Annotated in this window: 18 protein-coding genes; 13 read left to right on the top strand and 5 right to left on the bottom strand. The window is 45.8% G+C overall.

Translation table 11 applies throughout. The features are described 5' to 3' along the window. Position 1 precedes the first annotated feature (1 nt). Both Q8M62_RS12540 and Q8M62_RS12535 read left to right on the top strand, forming a co-directional pair. A complete protein-coding gene (locus Q8M62_RS12540) occupies positions 2 to 2494 on the top strand; it encodes a DNA translocase FtsK (protein ID WP_304901120.1) in 2493 nt (830 codons plus the stop codon). 33 nt (positions 2495 to 2527) lie between these two features. After that, a complete protein-coding gene (locus Q8M62_RS12535) occupies positions 2528 to 3181 on the top strand; it encodes an outer membrane lipoprotein carrier protein LolA (RefSeq protein ID WP_304901119.1) in 654 nt (217 codons plus the stop codon). 138 nt (positions 3182 to 3319) lie between these two features. Here Q8M62_RS12535 and Q8M62_RS12530 read toward each other — a convergent pair whose 3' ends face one another. Genes Q8M62_RS12530 through Q8M62_RS12520 form a run of 3 tightly spaced genes read right to left on the bottom strand, consistent with a single transcriptional unit; the run spans position 3320 to position 4893 of the window. Continuing rightward, positions 3320 to 3910 (bottom strand): aminodeoxychorismate/anthranilate synthase component II, encoded by a 591-nt coding sequence (locus Q8M62_RS12530; RefSeq protein WP_304901118.1) that lies wholly within the window; start codon positions 3908 to 3910, stop codon positions 3320 to 3322. Further along, a complete protein-coding gene (locus Q8M62_RS12525) occupies positions 3894 to 4439 on the bottom strand; it encodes a CvpA family protein (RefSeq protein ID WP_304901117.1) in 546 nt (181 codons plus the stop codon). The genes Q8M62_RS12530 and Q8M62_RS12525 overlap by 17 nt, the downstream gene beginning before the upstream one ends. A 1-nt stretch (position 4440) precedes the next feature. Further along, positions 4441 to 4893 (bottom strand): GatB/YqeY domain-containing protein, encoded by a 453-nt coding sequence (locus Q8M62_RS12520; RefSeq protein ID WP_304901116.1) that lies wholly within the window; start codon positions 4891 to 4893, stop codon positions 4441 to 4443. 60 nt (positions 4894 to 4953) lie between these two features. Between Q8M62_RS12520 and Q8M62_RS12515 the strand changes: the two genes are divergently transcribed. Both Q8M62_RS12515 and Q8M62_RS12510 read left to right on the top strand, forming a co-directional pair. Next, positions 4954 to 5670: a pyridoxine 5'-phosphate synthase gene (locus Q8M62_RS12515; RefSeq protein ID WP_304901115.1), complete on the top strand. Its 717-nt coding sequence runs from the start codon at positions 4954 to 4956 to the stop codon at positions 5668 to 5670. Positions 5671 to 6082: 412 nt separating this feature from the next. Further along, on the top strand, positions 6083 to 6841 hold the full coding sequence (locus tag Q8M62_RS12510; RefSeq protein WP_304901114.1) for an alpha/beta fold hydrolase: 759 nt from the start codon (positions 6083 to 6085) through the stop codon (positions 6839 to 6841). A 233-nt stretch (positions 6842 to 7074) separates the two neighbouring features. Here the strand turns inward: Q8M62_RS12510 and Q8M62_RS12505 are convergent, their stop codons facing one another. After that, a complete protein-coding gene (locus Q8M62_RS12505) occupies positions 7075 to 8412 on the bottom strand; it encodes an amidohydrolase family protein (protein ID WP_304901113.1) in 1338 nt (445 codons plus the stop codon). 85 nt (positions 8413 to 8497) lie between these two features. Between Q8M62_RS12505 and Q8M62_RS12500 the strand changes: the two genes are divergently transcribed. The 5 genes from Q8M62_RS12500 to Q8M62_RS12480 all read left to right on the top strand — a co-directional run bounded on the left by Q8M62_RS12500 (position 8498) and on the right by Q8M62_RS12480 (position 15397). After that, entirely contained in the window at positions 8498 to 9208 is a 711-nt protein-coding gene (locus tag Q8M62_RS12500) for an SAM-dependent methyltransferase (protein ID WP_304901112.1), read from the top strand. A gap of 5 nt (positions 9209 to 9213) precedes the next feature. After that, on the top strand, positions 9214 to 10284 hold the full coding sequence (locus Q8M62_RS12495) for a dipeptidase (protein WP_304901111.1): 1071 nt from the start codon (positions 9214 to 9216) through the stop codon (positions 10282 to 10284). Between the two features lie 91 nt (positions 10285 to 10375). After that, positions 10376 to 11707 (top strand): hypothetical protein, encoded by a 1332-nt coding sequence (locus Q8M62_RS12490; protein ID WP_304901110.1) that lies wholly within the window; start codon positions 10376 to 10378, stop codon positions 11705 to 11707. Between the two features lie 220 nt (positions 11708 to 11927). Next, positions 11928 to 13409 (top strand): MFS transporter, encoded by a 1482-nt coding sequence (locus Q8M62_RS12485; protein WP_304901109.1) that lies wholly within the window; start codon positions 11928 to 11930, stop codon positions 13407 to 13409. Positions 13410 to 13441: 32 nt separating this feature from the next. Next, positions 13442 to 15397, top strand: coding sequence for an alpha-amylase family glycosyl hydrolase (locus Q8M62_RS12480; protein WP_304901108.1), 1956 nt, complete (start codon positions 13442 to 13444; stop codon positions 15395 to 15397). A 29-nt stretch (positions 15398 to 15426) separates the two neighbouring features. Here Q8M62_RS12480 and Q8M62_RS12475 read toward each other — a convergent pair whose 3' ends face one another. Continuing rightward, the gene (locus tag Q8M62_RS12475; RefSeq protein WP_304901107.1) at positions 15427 to 16452 is read right to left on the bottom strand and encodes a LacI family DNA-binding transcriptional regulator; all 1026 of its coding nucleotides are present in this window, start codon (positions 16450 to 16452) and stop codon (positions 15427 to 15429) included. A 365-nt stretch (positions 16453 to 16817) separates the two neighbouring features. Between Q8M62_RS12475 and Q8M62_RS12470 the strand changes: the two genes are divergently transcribed. From Q8M62_RS12470 to Q8M62_RS12455, 4 genes are read left to right on the top strand one after another with little or no spacing between them, the layout of a single operon-like run. Beyond that, positions 16818 to 17525, top strand: coding sequence for an orotidine 5'-phosphate decarboxylase / HUMPS family protein (locus tag Q8M62_RS12470; protein WP_304901106.1), 708 nt, complete (start codon positions 16818 to 16820; stop codon positions 17523 to 17525). 3 nt (positions 17526 to 17528) lie between these two features. After that, positions 17529 to 18572, top strand: a complete 1044-nt coding sequence (locus Q8M62_RS12465; RefSeq protein WP_304901105.1) for a zinc-binding dehydrogenase — start codon at positions 17529 to 17531, stop codon at positions 18570 to 18572. A gap of 1 nt (position 18573) precedes the next feature. Beyond that, positions 18574 to 19365: an SDR family NAD(P)-dependent oxidoreductase gene (locus Q8M62_RS12460; RefSeq protein WP_304901104.1), complete on the top strand. Its 792-nt coding sequence runs from the start codon at positions 18574 to 18576 to the stop codon at positions 19363 to 19365. Between the two features lie 6 nt (positions 19366 to 19371). After that, positions 19372 to 20256, top strand: coding sequence for a sugar phosphate isomerase/epimerase (locus tag Q8M62_RS12455; protein WP_304901103.1), 885 nt, complete (start codon positions 19372 to 19374; stop codon positions 20254 to 20256). Positions 20257 to 20264 lie beyond the last annotated feature (8 nt).

The raw sequence follows: 20264 nt of genomic DNA, 5'->3' as shown, positions 1-20264 counted from the left end.
AATGGCATCAGAATCCGCAGCTAAAAATACCTTTCGAAGGAAATCAGAAAACACAAAAAAAGCCCCTCCTAAACCGGAAGGACCTGGTTTTTCGTTTGGGAAAATTGAATTTAAGCAGCTTTCGCTGACACTGGGAATCATCCTGATCTCCATTGCCATCTTTTTGTTTATCGCTTTTGTCAGCTACCTGATTAACGGTCCTGCTGATCAAAGTCTTGTCATGAATAATCCCGATCAGGCAATCCGGGATTCTGCACGAGAATCACGAAACTGGGTAGGTTACCTTGGTGCCCAAGCCTCCCACTGGCTGATTTTTCGATGGTTTGGGATTGCTGCTTTTTTACTGCCTCCATTTCTTTTTTTGATCGGATTCAGATGGACATTCAAGTTTTCGCTGGTATCCCTTACCCGGTATGCTGTTTTTTCGCTGTTCTTCACGGCCTGGCTAGGCTTATTGCTGGGCTATATTGTAATATTAATCGAAGGATATTCTTTTTGGAGTTTCCTTTCGGGTGGCTTTGGCTACGAATTGGCCAAGCTTTCCAGTGATTTTCTGGGCATGGGGACATTCATTCTTATTGTCGGTGCCTTTTTGATTTTTGTAGTTCTCTTTTTCGGTTTGGAACAGTTAAACTGGTTTTCCCCGAAAGAATCTGAAGAAGAGGTGGCTGAGGTATCTTCAGTGGCAGATACCAAAATCAAAAATCCAAATCCTTTCTCAAATGAAGAGGAATCTGAAGAAGAATTGGAAGAAATCGATGACGATGGAAGCGCTTGGGAAGTGAAAAGCAATTCCCCTGTTGATACAGCGCCTGAATTGCCATTCAGTATATCGGGAAGCTCAAATATGGAGGAGGAGGAAGATCTTTTTGAAGTTCCGCAGGTGAATTTACTGGAAGAGGGGCATACTAAAAGCACGGTGAAAGAGGGTAATTTTTCCGTGAAAAAAGCTGAAGAGGAGAAAACTGCTCAAGAAGTCGAAAACCTGGATCCCTACGATCCTACCCTCGATCTTCCACGATACAAATACCCCACCTTGGATTTGCTGAATGAATACGACATCAAAAAAGTGACCGTATCCATGCAGGAACTGCAGGAAAACAAGGATAAGATTGTCACCACACTGAAAAATTTCCAGATCGGCATACAGGGAATTCAGGCGACGATCGGTCCGACAGTGACACTGTATGAGATTGTCCCCGATCCGGGAGTGAAGATTTCCAAGATCAAAAACCTAGAGGATGATATCGCCCTGAGTTTGGCGGCACTGGGAATCCGAATTATAGCTCCTATCCCTGGAAAAGGAACGATTGGCATCGAGGTTCCAAACAAAAACCGGGAGCTGGTGCCTGCACGTGCTGTATTGGGCACAGAGAAATTCTTGAAATCCGATAAGGATCTCCCGATTGCCTTGGGGAAGACGATCTCAAACGAAGTTTTTGTAGCTGATCTGGCTAAAATGCCCCACTTGCTGATGGCAGGTGCCACGGGTCAGGGAAAGTCAGTGGGCTTGAACATGATCTTGGCTTCTCTTATTTATAAGAAGCACCCTTCTCAGTTGAAATTTGTACTGGTCGATCCCAAAAAAGTGGAATTAACGCTCTTTAACAAGATCGAGCGTCACTTCTTGGCGAAGCTTCCAGGCTCAGAAGAAGCCATTATTACTGATACGAAAAAAGTTATTTACACCCTGAATTCGCTTTGTATCGAAATGGACAACCGATACAATTTGCTAAAGGACGCAGGCTGTAGAAACCTGAAAGAATACAATGCTAAGTTCATTGCAAGGAAGCTAAATCCTGAAAAAGGTCACTATTTCATGCCTTACATCGTCCTGGTAATTGACGAGTTGGCGGACTTGATGATGACTGCCGGAAAAGAAATCGAAGCTCCGATTGCCCGGTTGGCACAGTTAGCCCGAGCTATCGGAATTCACTTGGTTGTAGCCACGCAACGCCCTTCAGTCAACGTCATCACGGGTATCATCAAGGCAAACTTTCCGGCGCGACTTTCTTTCCGTGTCACCTCCAAAATCGACTCCAGAACCATCCTGGACGCAGGAGGAGCTGATCAACTGATTGGACAAGGTGATATGCTGCTTTCGTTGGGATCTGAAATGATCCGTATCCAATGCGCATTCCTTGATACGCCGGAAGTAGATGCGATATGCGACTGGATCGGTGAGCAAAAAGGATATTCTGATGCCTATCTCCTTCCTGAATTTGTGGGTGAAGACGGAGATGGTTCAATTTCAAGTGTGGATCTTTCGGATCGAGACCCCCTATTCGATGAGGCTGCAAGGCTGATTGTTTTGCATCAGCAGGGCAGTACTTCGTTGATTCAGCGAAAGTTAAAATTAGGATACAATCGAGCCGGAAGGATTGTGGATCAATTAGAGGCGGCCGGAATTGTGGGCTCCTTTGAGGGATCAAAGGCAAGGGAAGTACTGATTCAGGATGAGGCTAGTTTGGAACGGTTATTGAATAGCTTGTAAAAGCTGATTTCCCAGTCCCAGCAGTCCAAATTCATGAAATTCCAGACTCAACTTTTCCTTCTTTTTTCCATGGTTTTTTGGAGCTTTCAGGCCTCGGCTCAGAAAGATCCAAAAGCCAAAGTTGTGCTCGACGCCATGAGCGAAAAGTACCAAAGCATGAAAGGCTTCACTGCCGGCTTTGATTACACTTATCAGGATGCCGGTGTTCCGGGCGACCGCCAATCGGGTGAAATCGCTGTCAGCGGAGAGAAATACAGGCTTAAACTTCCCGATCAGGAAATTTACAATGATGGAAAAACTGTTTGGACCTTTATCCAAACTGCCAATTACAAGGAGGTAACCATCAATGATGCTGCACAATTGGAGGGGGAACTTACACCTTCGAATATTTACAAAATGTACCAAACAGGCTTCAATTACAAGCTTTTAGCAGATAAAACCTATCAGGGAAAGCTTGTAAACGTGGTTGAATTGACTGCACTGAAATCCAATGCTCCTTTCAAGCAGGTAAAACTTATGGTGGACAAAGCCTCCAAAGATTTGCTGGGTTGGGAGATGTTTGATGGACAGGGGGGGATGTTTTCTTATTCCTTCAAAAATCTAAAGCCAGCTCCCAATTTGGCGATGGACTATTTTGCTTTCGACCCCAAAAAATATCCGGGCATCGAGGTGATTGATTTGAGGTAAGCGGATTTTTGATGCTTCGACTGACTGCCCTCCCACCGGCGGGCGCTCAGTACAAGTTTAAGAATTACGATTTACGAGGCTTCGACTCCGCTCAGCCTGACACGTCCTAACTTTTCCACATTTCCACCCTCCAGCCAGCTAATTTTTCAAGCTTTCTATTTTCCAATCCTGAATTCCTTTCACCCAATTTTTCACCAATTCCAATCCAAATTCCGTCAGATACGCCTCAGGATGATATTGGATTCCCAAGATCGGAAGCGTCTTATGTGCCATACCCATAATTTCTCCGGACTCAGTTTCCAAAATAATTTCCAGGCAATCCGGTAGATTTTGGAGTTGGAGCGAATGATAGCGCGTGACGTTAAATCGATCCGGAAGATTTTGGGTAAAAAAATGAGTTTGGGTTTTTCTGACCAAATGGACTTTCCCATGGGTAGGAACTTGATTTTTCACCAACTCTGCTCCAAAAAATTCGCCGATTGCCTGATGGCCGAGACAGACACCCAGTACCGGAACTTTAAAATGATATTTTGCGAAAACAGATAGCAAATTCCCTGCATCAGCTGGAATTCCAGGCCCAGGTGAGAGAATCAGTCCCTTGAAGTCGATTTTTCCAATCTCCTCCAAACTAGCATCGTTTCTGATGACTCTTAATTCCACGCCCGTCTGCCGAATAAGATCAGCCAAAATATGGCTGAACGAATCAAAATTATCAATTAGTATCAGCATCCTTGAACCCCTCCACGATCTCAACAATCGTCTCCTGCAATTCTTTGATTTTTGGCACCAGCGGTTCCAGCACCCAAATCACCCCCGGTGCCAAGGGTTCAATGTATTGGAGGTATTCACTTTTGGCACTCCATTCTTTTGGCATTTTGAGTTCAAAACTCAATGCAAGCCACATGAATAGGCTGATAAAAAAAGCGGACTTCACAATCCCCAAAATCGCCCCTGCGATGCTGTCAATACTTCCAAGAAGAATCAAATCCATCATTTTCTTGAGGATCCAGCCTGCAATCTTTACAATAAGTAAGGTGATGGTAAATACGATCAAAAAAGCAATTACTGGAAAAGCAAAGGTGAGCTGATCCAGCCGTTCAGCAAGCATTTTACTCACCGGATCCATAAAATAGACTCCTAAAATAATCGCCAAAACAAAACCTATGAGGCCCACAATGGTCATCAATAGACCTTTTTTGTAGCCCTCATAGGCTCCTAATACCAGAATGATCAGGATAACAATATCAATCGGTGCCAACTCAGCCGTTCAAAAGTGATTTTACTTTGTCCGCGATGGCTTTGCCATCTGCCTTGCCTGCAAGCTGCTTGTTGGCTGCTCCGATGACTTTGCCCATTTCTTTGGCACTTACTGCCCCCGTGATATTGATGATTTCTTGGATAGCCATGGTTAGCTCCTCGTCGGTTAAAGCCTTGGGCAAAAACTCCTGGATCACAGCAAGTTCGGCCAATTCAACCTCCAATAGATCAGGTCTGTTTTGCTGCTGATAGATATCTGCGGAGTCTTTGCGCTGCTTAGCTGCTTTGGTCAAAAGCTTCATTTCTTCATCTTCGCTAAGCTCTCCACTGAAGCCTCCTTTTGTTTCTTCGAGAAGAATCATCGATTTGATTGCACGCAAAGCGGTCAATCGTACCTTATCTTTGGCAATCATGGCGGATTTTATTTCGCCATCTACTTTCTGCTTTAAAGCCATTAGTCCTAAGTTTGTGTTATATCAATAATACGGGGTAAAAATACCTTTTTCAACACGGATATGACTCAACTCAGTGTAAATATTAACAAGATTGCCACCCTCCGCAATGCCCGGGGAGCGGATAATCCCAATGTCGTCAAAGTAGCATTAGACTGTGAGCACTTTGGTGCTCAGGGAATTACAGTCCATCCGAGACCGGATGAGCGGCACATCCGCTATCAGGATGTCCGGGATTTGGCCAAGGTCGTGACCACCGAATTCAACATCGAAGGCTATCCCGATCAGCGCTTTATGCAACTGATCCGGGAGGTCAAACCTGCCCAAGCCACACTCGTACCCGATCCGCCGGATGCGATTACCTCCAGTTCGGGTTGGGATACGATCGAACACCAAACTATGCTTCAGGAAATTGTAGCAGAACTGCACGAGATCGGAACTCGAGTTTCCATTTTCATCAATCCTGAGGCAAAATACTTTGAACCTGCTAAGCTTACCGGCACGGATCGGGTGGAATTATATACCGAACCTTACGCTTCAAATTACCATCAGGATCGTGAAAAAGCCGTAAGACCATATGTGGAAGTTGCGCGCCTTGCAAAAGAATTGGGACTTGGACTGAATGCAGGACATGATCTTGACTTGCACAATTTGGCTTTTCTGAAGCAGCAGATTCCATTTTTGGAAGAAGTCTCCATCGGTCATGCCTTGATCTGCGATGCGCTGTATTATGGATTGGAAAATACAATTCAGATGTATCGGAGGCAGTTGGAACTTTGATTGGGAGATAAGATTGAAAGATTGGAAAATTGTAATCTTAGTACTAGAATTAACCAAGACAATTAAATCTTCGACGCCATAAAAAAGACCGCGAAGCGGTCGAACCTCTCAATAACCCTAGGTGGAACCTAGGGAAGAATGAGAGAAACAAATCTGAAGGCAACCCCGAAAGGGGTTGAACTTTCCAGAATGGAAGAATCTATTATTGTTCGACCCTTTTCAGGGTCGTCTGATATAATTCAAATCATCTGTTGTCCACGGGTTTCACCCGAGGCTATTGAAAAGTTAGACCCCGTTCGGGGTCTAGGTATTTTTCCATCAAAGTCGAGGGGGAAATTCGAAAAATTGGTAAACGGTAAAATCTTACAAAGTCTGGCCAAAAGTCTCGTAATTCATAAATCGTAAATCTAAAATGCTTTTAAACTTTAAGAAGTCTGGCTCAGGACCACCTCTCGTCATCCTACACGGCCTGTTCGGTTCGCTGGACAACTGGTTTTCCATTGCCAAAGAACTGGTCGAGCACTATACCCTTTACCTCGTCGATCAGCGCAATCATGGAGATTCCCCCCATGCTGATGAGTGGAATTATGCCGTGATGGTGGAAGATTTGAAAGAGCTGTTTGATACCGAGGGATTTGAAAAAGTCTTCCTTATGGGTCATTCGATGGGTGGAAAGACCGTGATGAATTTTGCGCTGAAGTATCCGAAAATGGTGGAAAAACTCATCGTTGCAGATATCGCTCCCCGCTACTATCCCGTGCATCATGAGTCGATTTTGGAAGGATTGAATTCTCTGAATCTAAGCGAAATCAAATCCCGAAAAGATGCCGATGATCAATTGGCAGAATACATCCCGGAACTTGGAGTTCGTCAGTTTCTACTGAAAAGCCTGACCCGCGACAACACAGGATTCGCCTGGAAAATCAACCTTCCAGTCATCACCAAAAACATCGAAAATGTCGGTGAAGCACTTCCGGAAGGCGGAAAATTTGAAGGCCCGACACTTTTCCTTGCCGGGGCCAATTCCAACTACATTCAGCAGAAGGATATGGCCGATATGGAAAAGTTTTTTCCAAACTACCAATTGGAATTCGTTGCCGATGCAGGTCATTGGCTTCACGCCGAACAGCCACATGCGGTGGTGGAGGAAATGAGGAGGTTTTTGGGGTAAAACAAAATGAAGGAGTTCTAAATGAGATTCCCGACATTTTTCTGAAAGTCTCAAAAGTTTCCCACAGACCTGACTGCCGTCAGGCAAGTTTAACACAGAAAAAGACGCAGATTCCCAAAGATTTTTTAAAACAAATAATTGAAATATCGCCCTCTTATCTGCTAGCAGGTTCAAACTGCCTACTGCAAATCCACTTCCCCTTGTGTCGGTGCCTACTGAAAACTGACCACTGCTCACTTCACCTTTCTCCCATGTTTAATCACCATATCCACATTTTGTAATAAGTTGATGTAGCGAACTACATCTCCTCTGACAGCGATGATATCAGCGTATTTTCCTTCAGAGATTGTCCCATAGTCTTTATCGACTTTCATAGCTACGGCCGGCCAATAAGTGGCAGCTTTGATGGTCAGGAGCGGATCCATTCCAAAGTGATTAACCCAGACATCCAGCTCATTCCAGGTGCTTTGGCTGTGAAATTTCATCGGAATTCCACTGTCCGTACCCACTAGCATCACCACGCCACTTTCTCTCAGCTGCGCAAATTTCCGGTCCAGGGTCGGCTTTCGGACCGGAGTCAACTGGAAATAGGACATTCTTCCCGGAAAGCGAAGTGAGGCTCGAATATCTCTCACGATTGAATCCGGCAACCCCAAATGCCAGGAAGGATCATCCAGCTTCTCGGGATTGTCACGCACGTATTCATAGTTGAAAAGTCCTTCAACCGTCGGTGTCCAAAAGAGTGGCCCAAGGTTCATCTTGGCTGCCCGCTCTTTCAACATTAACATGATGTCCGCTGGGTATTCAGGCGCTGAACTCAAACCTGTATGTTCAAAATTATCCACACCGATCTGAAGGCCGATTCGGATTTCATCCGGTCGGTGGGAGTGCCCGACCACCATTTTTCCATATTTATGAGCTTCATCAACCACAGCTTTTGCTTCTTCCAAAGTCATCTGATCCTGATCGATCAGTTTGATCACATCGACTCCGGCATCAACGAGTTTTTTGACTTTTGCCCGTGCATCTGCAGCCCCATTCACGCCCCAGCGGAATTCTTCGGTATTGGGATAAGGAGCTTTTTGGATAAAAGGCCCTGACACATAAATCGTCGGACCGGGGATTTCACCTTTGTTGATTCGATTACGCACATTGATGCTGGCTTCCAGAGGAGCTCCCAAATCTCTGGCACTCGTAACTCCAGCCATCAAGAGTTGATGTGCAGAAGAAGGCATGATCACGGATTCAAACACATCGATATACGTACTATCCCAATGGGTGTAGTCGCTGTGACCATTGAGCATCAGGTGAACGTGCATGTCCCAAAGCCCCGGAAGTACACTCATTCCCTCAGTAGAAATAATCTCAGCCCCGGCTGGAATAGCCAAACTTCCCACTTGCCCAATGGATTTGATGCGTTCATTTTCGATAATAATCACTGAATTTCGAATCGGCGTTCCTCCAAATCCATCGATTAATGTCCCGCCAACAAGGGCTTTGAGATTTTGGGAAAAAGAATTGAGTCCTACTAAAAGGAATAGAATTAGAAGCAGAGATTTTTTCTGAGACATAGGATTAATAGAAGGGATAACAGCGAAAAGGTAATGAATTTGGGCTTTAAATTTTAACTTTCGACTTCATTCCAAGTTCCCACAAATGCCCAAAGGAAAACTTTTCTTAATTCCCAATGTACTAGCCGATAACACGGCTCATTGGGTGATTTCCCCACAAGTACAAGATGTCATCGCCCACACCAAAATCTTTTTGGTGGAAAACCCCCGCTCCGCTCGTCGCTACATTTCAAGTTTAAAGCTGGGTGTAAATCTTGAGGAAGTTCACATGGAAACCTTGGACAAAGGCACCCCTCCCGAATCTATCAATCGGCTCATGCAACCTCTGATGAACGGCGCTGATATCGGCGTGATCTCCGAGGCAGGCTGTCCGGGAATTGCCGATCCGGGCGCTTTGGCCGTGGCCTACGCCCACCAAAAGGGCATTCAGGTCGTTCCGATCTCCGGACCGAGCTCCATGTTTTTGGCGCTGATGGGTTCTGGGTTTAATGGGCAGTCTTTTGCTTTTCATGGTTATTTGCCAATAGATAAAAAGGAGCGGGCGGCGGCTCTGAAAAAGTTGGAATCAGAATCGCTTCGTGAACAGCGAGCCCAGATTTTCATGGAAACTCCCTTCCGGAATAATCAAATGCTGGAAGAAGTCTTGGCTACACTCTCCGGAAATACCAAACTTTGCATTGCCAAAAATCTGACGGCAGCAGACGAGTTTATCCAAACCAAGACTATCGCCGATTGGAAGAAATTCCCGATTGACCTCCATAAAATACCAACCGTTTTCATCCTTCAATCCTTCTGAAAGCCATGTTTACCATTGATGCACACCTCGATTTGAGTATGAACGCACTGGAGTGGAACCGGGATCTTACTCGACCCCTCCCAGAAATCAATGCACGGGAAAAAGGCCTGAGGGATAAACCGGACCGGGGAAATGCGACCGTTTCACTTCCTGAGCTTCGCAAAGGAAATATCGGTTTGGTCGTGGCTACTCAGATCGCCCGCTTTGTCGCTCCTGACAACTCACTTCCCGGTTGGCACTCTCCAGAGCAGGCCTGGGCCCAAACTCAAGGTCAATTGGCTTGGTATCAGGCGATGGTCGAGAAAGGCGAAATGGCTCAAATCCGAAATTTGAATCAATTGGATTCTCATTTGGCGCTTTGGAAGGACGGAAAAGACAATGCTGCCAAACCGATTGGCTTCATCCTTTCACTGGAAGGTGCCGATTCCATAGTCAATCTGGATTATCTGGACAAAGCCTATGAAAGTGGACTTCGGGCATTGGGTCCGGCGCATTACGGGCCTGGACGCTATGCTTTTGGGACGGATGCTTCGGCTCCTTTGAGTCATCAGGGGAAAGAATTGGTGAAGAAAATGGACGAACTCGGGATCATTCTAGATGCGACACATTTGTGTGATTTGGCTTTTTGGGATGCTTTGGAAATCTATCAGGGTCCCGTCTGGGCCAGTCACAACAACTGCCGGACTTTGGTGGATCATAACCGGCAGTTTTCCGACGAGATGATCAAAGCCTTGGTAGATCGCGGGGCTGTAATCGGGGGTGCATTTGATGCCTGGATGCTAAGTCCGGGATGGGTCCGCGGTAAGTCTACTCCCAAAGAAAGAGAGGTCACGATCTCCACGGTTTTAGATCACCTAGATCATATCTGCCAAGTAGCTGGCAATGCAAATCACATCGGTATCGGCTCCGACTTGGATGGCGCATTTGGTACGGAACAAAGTCCTGCAGACTTGGAAACCATCGCTGATTTGCAAAAAATCCCTGAGCTACTTCTGAGAAGAGGTTACAATGCTTCAGATATTGAAAAAGTGATGCATGGTAATTGGTTGAACTTTTTGAAGAAAGCTTGGTCTTGAGCTAAGAATTCTTGAATTATATTGACTCTAAAGGTTTGGATAAATAATTCGAATTGAATTATTTGGAGGATTATTTCCCAACCACTTCCTTATGAAATTAAAACATTTACTCATTTTACCCCTTTTTTGCTTTTTTTCAATTCTTGGATTTTCCCAAAAAATCCTTCTTACAGCCAATCATTCAGATGCAAAATTCATAATGCTCAATGACTATGATGATTCAGATAAGCAGGAATTGGGAACTGGATCTGTTGAACTCAAACTTGATAAAAATTCCAAAAATAGAGTCAAAGTCGTCAAACCCGGCTATCAAACTATCATTAAAGAATTTAACAAAGACCTCAAGTGGGACAAAGAACAGCGAATCACTTTGGATACCCGACAGGTTGATGTAACCGCAGAGCCATTTGATGCAGAGATTTTCGTGGATGGACGAATGATCGGCACCAAAGCAATTTATCTCTATGTACAAAAAGATCGTTTTTTGACTGTTGAGGTAAAAAAACCGGGTTTTGCCACTGCTACCAAAGTGTATTACAATCAGCCCGATAAGGAAACCCCTCCGATGAAGGATCACTTCATCCTGAAAGATCGGCAGGTCAGATTGGAAGTATCGCCTGCTGATGCAAATGTGGCTACCAATGGGATTACACTCGGAAAAGGAAACCAAGACATCAGGGTTCCCTTTGGAGACTGTGTAACTGTTACTGTTACTAAAGACGGATTTGTCAATTACGAAAAGGTAATCTGCAACAAACAAGGTGATCCTGAGCCTCCTATTCGAGACAAGGCCGTCTTGGAAGACAGATTGGTGAAAGTGACCACTGCCCCAAATGATGCAGCAATTGAAATCGGCGGGAAGCGAGTAGGCAATGGCACCTATGATCTCAAAGTTCCAAAAAATTCCTGCGTGGAAGTTCGGGTGAGCAAGGATGGCTTCGTTCGATATGTTAAAAACTACTGCAATCAAGCCAATATGCAGGAACCGCCAACGGCTGACTTTCTTGAAATGCAAGTGGATGAAGCCTACACCTCTTCTGTTTCCTCAGACCTGGCCAACGTGCGAATTACCGTGCCCGTTAAGGTCGGATTGGCACCGGAAGATGCTTGGAAAATTCTCAGCTCCATTATCACAGGTTATTTTGATATTTTAGAAACTGTTGATTACAACACCGGATACCTGACCACAGCCTGGCAAGTTCAAAACTTCCAGTCAAGCATCATTCGAACAAGGGTGATAGTTTCCAGTGGGGGAAATTCAAATCAAGTAGCATACGCCGTAAAGCTAATCAGCCAGGAAGCTTTTCTGGACGGGAAAAATGCAGTGACCGTCAAGGATGATGAAAAATTTCAAGACTGGGCCCGAATTCTTAAAAAATATGATGGTTTGATTCAGGAAATCCAGGCGAGATTACAGAATTAAAATCAGCCTCATTTCTATAAACCCCGAAGAGTAAATTTTCGGGGTTTAATTTTATCTTTTTTAAAAAAAATATTCTGGAGTATCAATCGATTTCCATAAGGTTTTCATTGGATTTAAGGATTTTACAAAATCGAGGGGAGTATTTTCAATACGTAAACTTTGTATTTTTTGCACCGAGAAGCAGATTTTACACTCTTTTTCTGAAACCCCAAATAATCCAATGCTAAAACCCAAACTCTCCTTTTCCCAGATCATCAACATGAATGTTGGTTTTTTTGGGATTCAATATAGTTTCGGCCTGCAGCAAAGTGCAGTCAATCCCATCTATGACATGCTGGGCGCTGCCCCTGACGAGATTCCGCTATTGAACCTTGCCGGGCCGATGACAGGACTGCTGATCCAACCCATCATCGGAGCATTGAGTGACAGTACCTGGAGTGAAAAATACGGGCGAAGAAAACCCTATTTTTTTATCGGTGCATTGATGTGTAGCATCTGTCTGTTCTTTTATCCGTTCAGCAGTACGCTATGGATGGCAGCGGGTTTACTATGGGTCTTGGACGCAGCTAACAATACGGCGATGGAGCCCTACCGTGCACTGATTGCCGATTCCCTTCCGGAGGAGCAGTATGGACAGGGATTTTTGACTCAAAGCTTCTTTACAGGACTTGGGATTACACTTGCAAATCTTTCGCTCTTTGTGTTCCAAATTTTCTTCAAGGGAACAATCGGATCCCTGCCCATGTGGGTTTATGCATCATTTTTCTTGGGTACGATTTGCTCGATCACTTCGGTGCTGTGGAGCATGTCCAAGACGCCCGAATACCCTCCCTCACCTGAGGAGCTAATACTATTAAAAGAGCGGAACAAAGGAATGCCTCATCCGGCGATCCAGTTTTTCCTTTCGATTTTGACCACTTTAGTCGCCTATTTGGCATTTTTCATTCTTTTAATCCCTTCTATTTTTGAACGAAAGCTGATCCGAAAGACGATTCACTGGGCTGAAAACAACCCGACTACCAAAGTGCTGTTTGCACAAAATCTGGAGATCATCGAGTCCATCATTCAGATGCCCTCTGTGATGTGGAAGCTGGCATTGGTTTACCTCTTTCAATGGTATGCACTCTTCTGTTATTGGCAAAATGCCGCAAAAAGTATCGCCCTTTCGGTGTGGGATGCCACGCCGGCGAGTGATCCCTCCAAATACGAGGAAGCCGTCGGCTGGACAGGCCTGGTCAATGGCTGGTACAACATCATTACTTTCCTTTCGGCGTTTTTTCTGGTTGGGATGGCCAGGAAATTCGGACCTAAAAAAGTCCATTTCTTCTGTCTGCTGATGGCTGGAGTGGGGCTGATCATTTTCCCGATGATCGAAAATAAATATCTCCTATTTGCTCCAATGACCGGATTTGGGATCGCTTGGGCCAGCATGATGGGGATTCCCTACCTGCTGGTAGTCAACGAAATTCCCAAAGAGCGCTACGGGGTCTATATGGGAATCATCAACATGATGATCGTGATTCCGATGATTTTGCAGACCCTGACCTTTGGGTTTATTTCCAAAACTTTCCTTCAAAACAATGCGGGACAGGCCATCACCTTCGCCGGAATCCTCCTTCTGATTGCAGCAGCGGCTACGCTACGGATCAAAGAAAATAAGCAAATCGATCCCGACATCACTCCTGTTTCAGCAGGGCATTAATCAACATTTCCACCTCCATATAAATCGCTGGAATGACCACCGAATCTCTTTTGCAGCAAAAAGCACATACCCTGATTGAGGCTGCCAGCCTTGATAAAAATAAGGAAGACAAGCCTTTTGTCACACGTTTTTTTCATCACCTTCCCGTCATTCACCGGCTTTTTGGAGAAATATATGGGGGGCACTCCGATGCGGAAAACCAATTTTCCCAACTGATCCAAAGCTTGATTACGGGGTATCAAACACGTGAAAAAGGGCTTAAAGTACGCGACGAAGAAAAAGCCAAAAAAGACATTTGGTTTCTCAGTAATCAGCTTGCGGGGATGAGCTTGTACGTGGATCGTTTCTCCGGAAACCTGAAATCCATGCCTAAAAAACTACCCTATCTGGAAGATTTGGGCGTAAATTTCCTTCATCTGATGCCTATATTCGAGAGTCCAGAGGGAGAAAGTGACGGTGGGTATGCGGTGTCTGATTTCAGAAAGGTGGATGCACGCTTTGGAACTTTGGAGGAATTGATTTCCCTGCGGAAAAAAATGCACGCAAAAGGCATGTACCTCATGCTGGATATCGTCCTCAACCACACCTCACACCATCACGAATGGGCCCAAAAAGCCAAAGCAGGAGATAAATACTATCAGGATTATTTCTACACCTATGACAATCGCTGGATTCCGAATGAATTTGACGAGAAGATGCCTGATATTTTCCCGGAAAGCTCGCCCGGAAATTTCACCTGGAATGAAGAAATGGGTAAATGGGTCATGACCGTTTTTCATTCCTATCAGTGGGATTTGAACTATATGAACCCGGTCGTCTTCCGTGAAATGCTGGAGAACATTCTTTTCTACGGAAATCTGGGCGTTGACCTACTACGGATCGATGCTCCTGCCTTTATCTGGAAAAAAACAGGAACAGCCTCCCAAAATCTCCCCGAGGCACATACGCTTCTCCGACTCATCAAGCAATGCGTGCAGGTGGCTACACCGGGAATGGCCCTGCTTGGAGAGGCCATTGTCGCTCCTAAAGAGATCATGAAATATTTCGGAACGGATGATTTTCTTGCCCAGGAGTGTGACTTCGCCTACAACGCTACACAAATGGCCCTTCAGTGGGATATGTTGGCTACCGGCGAAACGAAAATCATGCTGAACGCGCAGCATGAGATTTTGCAAAAACCGTACGGAACTTCCTGGATAACCTATACCCGCTGTCATGACGACATCGGCTTGGGATATGATGATTACATGATTGCACAGGCCGGCAAGGATCCTTATCAGCACCGGAAATTCATGAAGGAATATTACTCCTACTCCGGCGAGCAGTGGATGAGTCCGGCGCGGGGGGCACTTTTCTCCTCCAACCCCAAAACAGGCGATGCCCGGATCAGTGGAACATTGGCTTCGCTCTGTGGTCTGGAAAAAGCAATCATCGAGCGAAATGAAAATTCAATCGCCCAAAGCATCCAAAAAATCCTAATGATGCAAGCGCATTCTATCTTTTTGGGTGGACTTCCGATGCTGTTTTACGGAGATGAAATCGGCTATACGAATGACTATAGCTTCCAAACTGATCCCGGCAAAAGCTACGACAACCGCTGGATGCACCGACCTGTGATCGATTGGGAAAAAGTCAGCAAAGTGGAGGTCGAAGGATCCATTGAAAATCGGGTTTTTACCGGAGTAAAGAAGCTTCTGAAAATCCGAAAGCAAAAGTCTCTTTTCAGTGACTCAAGCAATATTTCCTGGATGAGTCCTCACAATATCCATGTTGCTGGCTTTATCCGAAGACTCGGAAATGAGCACGTTTATTGCCTCTTCAACTTCAGTGATAAAGTTGCAAACCTGACTTGGTATGCCTTTCGAGAGCAAGCTGAGGGTGCTCAAAAGCTGATAAATCTCTGGGACGGGGAAGAATTCGAAATAGGCCTAGACCACGAGCATCTAAGCTTGGAACCCTATGGATTTATGATTCTTGAACCAAAATAAAATTGGAAAAACTCCTTGGTTTTCCAAGGTTACCGCTTTTGAGAAGACTGTCTAACGATCAATTCAGTCTTCAGTTCGATCAGTTCATCCGCTCCGAATTCATGCTTTTTGATCAAGTCGATCAGAATTTCAGTGGCTTTTTCTCCCATTTCAAAGCCATGCTGATGAACCGAACTGAGATTTGGAGTAATGTATTCCGAAAGCATCCAATTGCTAAATCCCATCAAACCTACTTGACTTGGCACATCATAGCCTGCTGATTGCAGGTATTTCATTGACCCCAAGGCTACTAAATCCGTAATGCAAAAAATCGCATCCGGTGGATTTGGACTCTCCATCAATTCCTTGGTAAAGTCAAATCCTTCTTGCTCCAGAATGTCCCAACAGCCCTTTACCCATTCCTCTCGAAATTCCAATCCATGGTCTTCAATGGCTTTTTTATAGCCCTGAAACCTTCCTTGTGCATTTTTTACTTCCATCCTACCACTGAGATGGGCGATTTTCCGATAGCCATTTTCAATTAGATTTTTTACTGCTTGATAGGCTCCGTTGAAGTCATCCACCACTACTTTTGGAGAAATAATATGATCGGTGATTTTGTCAAACTGAACAATTGGCTTCCCTTCATCCAAAAAATCCTGAAGATGGTCTGCCTCAATAGTTTCATTGGAAACAGAAATAATCAATCCATCCACTCCAATACCAAGCAAAGTTTTGCAGGCGAAAACCTCTCCGTTTTTCACATCTCCCGATTGGGATACCAACACATGATATCCGTGTTTTTTGGCTGTTTCAATTACACCGGATATAGTCGTTGAGAAAAAATGATGCACAATATGTGGGACCACCAATCCGATTAAAGAAGTCCGGTTTTTTCGAAAATTCACTGCAAGAGCATTGGGTACATAGTTGTGCTTTTCCGCATAGTCTTTTACCTGCCGGATAGTTTCATCAGAGATGGAATGGTAGCCATTGAGCGCTCTGGAAGCTGTAGAAGGAGAAATATTCAGCGCGTGGGCAATATCCTTTAAGGTAATTTTTCGCTTTTCAGACATGTGCAGGTTAGTTTGGGTTGGATAAGTTATTTGATTTGAGGTAGGTTAACAATGCCTTTAGTAAAAAGGATTTTGAGAAAATGATACTTTGGAATTCTGACGATACCCAAATAATATTAAACTTCACCTCGACTTCTCGCTCAGTAGCCGGTGAATATCTGCTGGAGGAGTCTAATTTCCGGGGTCAAAGCAGCTTACCTGCCGGGGCCAAAAGTCTCTGTCATTTTTACAATCTGACACTGTCCCGGAAATGCACATTGAAAAATAGTAGAATCACCTTATCAAAATCGTGTCGGATGCATTTTTAAAAACATTTATATTGATTGCCTATCGCTTTTACAAGTCAATTAACAAAACCCAAAACTATGAAACCTATTGTCCAGATCTCTTTGGATCTGACCAACATTGACGAAGCCTTGGAGACTGCCGCCCTGGCACTTCGTGCCGGAGTAGATTGGCTGGAAGCTGGCACGCCGCTGATTTTGGCCGAAGGCCTTCACGGGGTAAGAAAACTCCGAGAGGCTTTCCCCGCAATCCCCATCGTAGCAGATCTCAAAACCATGGACGGAGGCTACCTCGAAGCCGAAATGATGGCAAAAGCCGGTGCCACCCACGTCGTGGTCATGGCCCGAGCACATGCCGAAACCATCAAATGTGTGGTCAAAGCCGGGAAAGACTTCGGCGTGGAAGTCATGGGGGATAATATGATCTGTCCGAATATGGTAGAAGGTGCCAAATTTCTGGAAGATCTCGGTTGCGACTACGTGATCCATCACATCGGCTATGATGAGCGAAGGGGAATTGCAGCGGCGGGGCATCGCATGCCAAGTCCTCTCGATCAACTCCGAGAAGTCGTCGCTGCGGTGAATATTCCCGTGCAGGCCGTTGGTGGACTTTCACTCGAGCAGGCAATCATGTGTCCTCAATACGGCGCACCATTGGTTGTTTTAGGTGCTCCATTGACCATCGATGCGGATTCCTTTAAAACTGCAGACGGAAATCTCGAAGAATCCCTCCGGATGATCTGCGCGGCAATCCATGCTCAAAAAACTGTTTTTCCCTCAAAATCCTAACCTATGTCCAGCACCAAAATACCTGCGGTAGTTAATTACTCCGAGCAAAAACATTCAGTTGAAATCCGGGAAATCCCCATTCCTGAAATCGGAGAGGAGGATATACTCCTCGAAGTGGAAAATGTCGGCGTCTGCGGAAGCGATCTCCATCAGTGGACCTCGGATCACAGTTGGCCCGTGAATTATCCGGTGGTCTTGGGTCATGAGTTTGGAGGAAAAATCGCTGCTCTGGGTTCTCGAGTCTCTGGGTGGAAAGTCGGTGACCGTGTCGTCTCCGAGACAGCGGCCGTGATCGACACCCAAAATCCCATGAGCAAAGTCGGGCTATACAATCTGGATCCTACGCGCAAAGGTTTTGGCTATGGCGTGAATGGAGCGATGACCAGATTCGTACGGGTTCCGGCCCGATGCCTCCATACCGTTCCGGAAAATCTTTCCTTCGAAGAAGCCTGCCTGACCGAACCCTGTTGTGTGGCTTATAATTCAGTGGTGGGAAATTCCAGCATCAAACCGGGTGATCGGGTGATTGTCATTGGGCCGGGAACGATTGGAATTCTGTGCGCAGCGATGGCCCGACTTTGCGGAGCAGAAGTGGCTATACTTGGACTGGAAGGAGATCGGGGAAGACTGGAAATCGCCAAGAATGCCTACGGATGCAGCGTCCTGATTGGAGAAGAAATGGCCGAGACTTGGGCCAGAAAACGAGACGGTTTGGGTGCCGACTTGATTATTGATGCAGCTGGACACAGTGCAACACTGCAAATCGCAATGAAACTCGTCCGACCAAACGGACAGATCACTAAAGTAGGTTGGGGGCCTCAACCCTGCAATTTTTCCCTGGATCCCATCGTCCAGAAAAACATCCGACTGCAAGGCAGCTTCAGCCACAACTGGCCGATTTGGGAGCGGGTGATCGCCCTGATGGCAAGCGGAGCCCTGAATGTGAAACCCATCATCGGAGGCGTTTGGCCAATTACCGAATGGCACGAAGCGTTTGAAAAAATGCACACCGGGCAAGTGGTGAAGTCAGTTTTAAAACCCGTATAAGATGCGACTCAAAGACAAAGTCATCATCGTCACCGGAAGCACTACCGGAATCGGCAAAGCCATCGCCATGCGCTGCGTAGGCGAGGGAGCAAAAGTCGTCCTCCATGGCTTGGAGGAAGATCTGGGAGCCGAAGTCCTTCAGGAAATCGGAACAGAACATGCCGTATTTCATTGCGAAGACATCACTACTGAAACTTGCCCCGACAACCTGGTGAGGCTTGCAGTAGATACATTCGGAAAACTCGACGCAGTGGTCAACAATGCTGCTTTGGTCTTCGACTCGGACATCCACAATACGGATCGGGCTTTTTTCCAAAAAGTACTGGATATCAATACCATCGCGCCATTTTTGCTGATTCAAAAAGCGCTCCCGGAACTCATCAAGACCCGGGGCAGCGTCCTCAATATAGGCTCAATCAACGCCTGGAGCGGAGAACCCAACTTGTTGGCTTATTCAGTTTCAAAAGGAGCCATCATGACCCTGACTGGAAATTTGGGCGATTCACTGATGCGGGAATATGGCGTCCGAGTCAATCAAATCAATCCGGGCTGGGTACTTACTGAGCGGGAAAAGGAGCGCAAAAAACTTCACGGATTGTCTGAAACTTGGTACGAAGATCTTCCTGCCATCATTGCTCCTTCCGGGAGAATCCTTTGGCCAGAAGAGATCGCTGCGGCCTGCATCTTTTGGCTTTCTGACGAAAGTGGCCCTGTCTCCGGACAGGTACTCACCCTGGAGCAGCATCCGATGATTGGGCGAAATCTCCCCAAAGACAATAAAACCTTTAAATAACTCACCATGCCCAAATTAGCCGCATTTCCCAAAGCATTTATGCAGCAGCTCTGCAAGGACGGAAGCATGAAAATCGCCGACTGGGTAAAGCTTGCAGTACCGCTTCAACTCGATGGATTGGAGTGGTATGCCGGTTTCCTGGAAATGGAAAATGAAAAAAACTGGCCCAAATTCCGCCGGATGGTCGAAAACGAAGGCATGGTCATTCCGATGATGTGTTGCTCCCCTGATTTTACGCATCGGGACAAGGCCTTCCGCGAAAAGGAAATCCAAAAGCAAAAACGCTGGATCGATATGACCGATGAACTCGGAGGAAAGTACTGCCGCGTCCTTTCGGGACAGTTTCGCCCCGAGCTTTCCATCGAAGAAGGAATCAAACTCGCCAAAGACTGCATCGAAGCCTGTCTACCCTATGCCCAATCACTTGGCATCACCTTAATTATCGAAAATCACTACAAAGACGACTTCTGGGAATACCCAGAATTTGCTCAAAAGCGCGCCGTGTTTACCAAACTCGTCAAATCGATTCAGCATCCAAACTTCGGAGTGAATTACGATCCAAGCAACACCTATCTCGCTGGAGAGGATCCCCTGGATTTGCTCTATGACATTTCTGATCGAGTGGTCACCATGCATGCGAGCGACCGTTTTTTGAAATATGGCACCATAGAAGACCTTCGAAAAGAGGAAGGCGGAGCCCAAGGCTATGCCAAGCGGCTCAGTCATGGGGAAATCGGTCAGGGAATGAACGATTACGATGCCATCTTCACGGAGTTAAAGCGGGTTGGATTCGATAATTGGATCAGCATCGAAGACGGGGTAGATGGCATGGACCAACTGGAGCGAAGTGTGGCATTTCTGAAGAAAAAGATCGCACAGTATTGGCATTAGATAGAATC

Source organism: Algoriphagus sp. (assembly GCF_030694375.1).
GTDB lineage: Bacteria > Bacteroidota > Bacteroidia > Cytophagales > Cyclobacteriaceae > Algoriphagus.
The sequence above is the reverse complement of the archived record's forward strand: the minus strand, read 5'-3'. Positions and strand labels throughout refer to the sequence as shown.

Excerpts from the sequence above, each read along its gene's own strand:
- Q8M62_RS12515 (WP_304901115.1), top strand. The coding sequence starts at position 4,954 with ATGACTCAACTCAGTGTAAATATTAACAAGATTGCCACCCTCCGCAAT.
- Q8M62_RS12535 (WP_304901119.1), top strand. The coding sequence starts at position 2,528 with ATGAAATTCCAGACTCAACTTTTCCTTCTTTTTTCCATGGTTTTTTGG.
- Q8M62_RS12540 (WP_304901120.1), top strand. The coding sequence starts at position 2 with ATGGCATCAGAATCCGCAGCTAAAAATACCTTTCGAAGGAAATCAGAA.
- Q8M62_RS12495 (WP_304901111.1), top strand. The coding sequence starts at position 9,214 with ATGTTTACCATTGATGCACACCTCGATTTGAGTATGAACGCACTGGAG.
- Q8M62_RS12455 (WP_304901103.1), top strand. The coding sequence starts at position 19,372 with ATGCCCAAATTAGCCGCATTTCCCAAAGCATTTATGCAGCAGCTCTGC.
- Q8M62_RS12475 (WP_304901107.1), bottom strand. The coding sequence starts at position 16,452 with ATGTCTGAAAAGCGAAAAATTACCTTAAAGGATATTGCCCACGCGCTG.
- Q8M62_RS12470 (WP_304901106.1), top strand. The coding sequence starts at position 16,818 with ATGAAACCTATTGTCCAGATCTCTTTGGATCTGACCAACATTGACGAA.
- Q8M62_RS12465 (WP_304901105.1), top strand. The coding sequence starts at position 17,529 with ATGTCCAGCACCAAAATACCTGCGGTAGTTAATTACTCCGAGCAAAAA.
- Q8M62_RS12520 (WP_304901116.1), bottom strand. The coding sequence starts at position 4,893 with ATGGCTTTAAAGCAGAAAGTAGATGGCGAAATAAAATCCGCCATGATT.
- Q8M62_RS12510 (WP_304901114.1), top strand. The coding sequence starts at position 6,083 with ATGCTTTTAAACTTTAAGAAGTCTGGCTCAGGACCACCTCTCGTCATC.
- Q8M62_RS12505 (WP_304901113.1), bottom strand. The coding sequence starts at position 8,412 with ATGTCTCAGAAAAAATCTCTGCTTCTAATTCTATTCCTTTTAGTAGGA.
- Q8M62_RS12460 (WP_304901104.1), top strand. The coding sequence starts at position 18,574 with ATGCGACTCAAAGACAAAGTCATCATCGTCACCGGAAGCACTACCGGA.
- Q8M62_RS12480 (WP_304901108.1), top strand. The coding sequence starts at position 13,442 with ATGACCACCGAATCTCTTTTGCAGCAAAAAGCACATACCCTGATTGAG.
- Q8M62_RS12485 (WP_304901109.1), top strand. The coding sequence starts at position 11,928 with ATGCTAAAACCCAAACTCTCCTTTTCCCAGATCATCAACATGAATGTT.
- Q8M62_RS12530 (WP_304901118.1), bottom strand. The coding sequence starts at position 3,910 with ATGCTGATACTAATTGATAATTTTGATTCGTTCAGCCATATTTTGGCT.
- Q8M62_RS12490 (WP_304901110.1), top strand. The coding sequence starts at position 10,376 with ATGAAATTAAAACATTTACTCATTTTACCCCTTTTTTGCTTTTTTTCA.
- Q8M62_RS12500 (WP_304901112.1), top strand. The coding sequence starts at position 8,498 with ATGCCCAAAGGAAAACTTTTCTTAATTCCCAATGTACTAGCCGATAAC.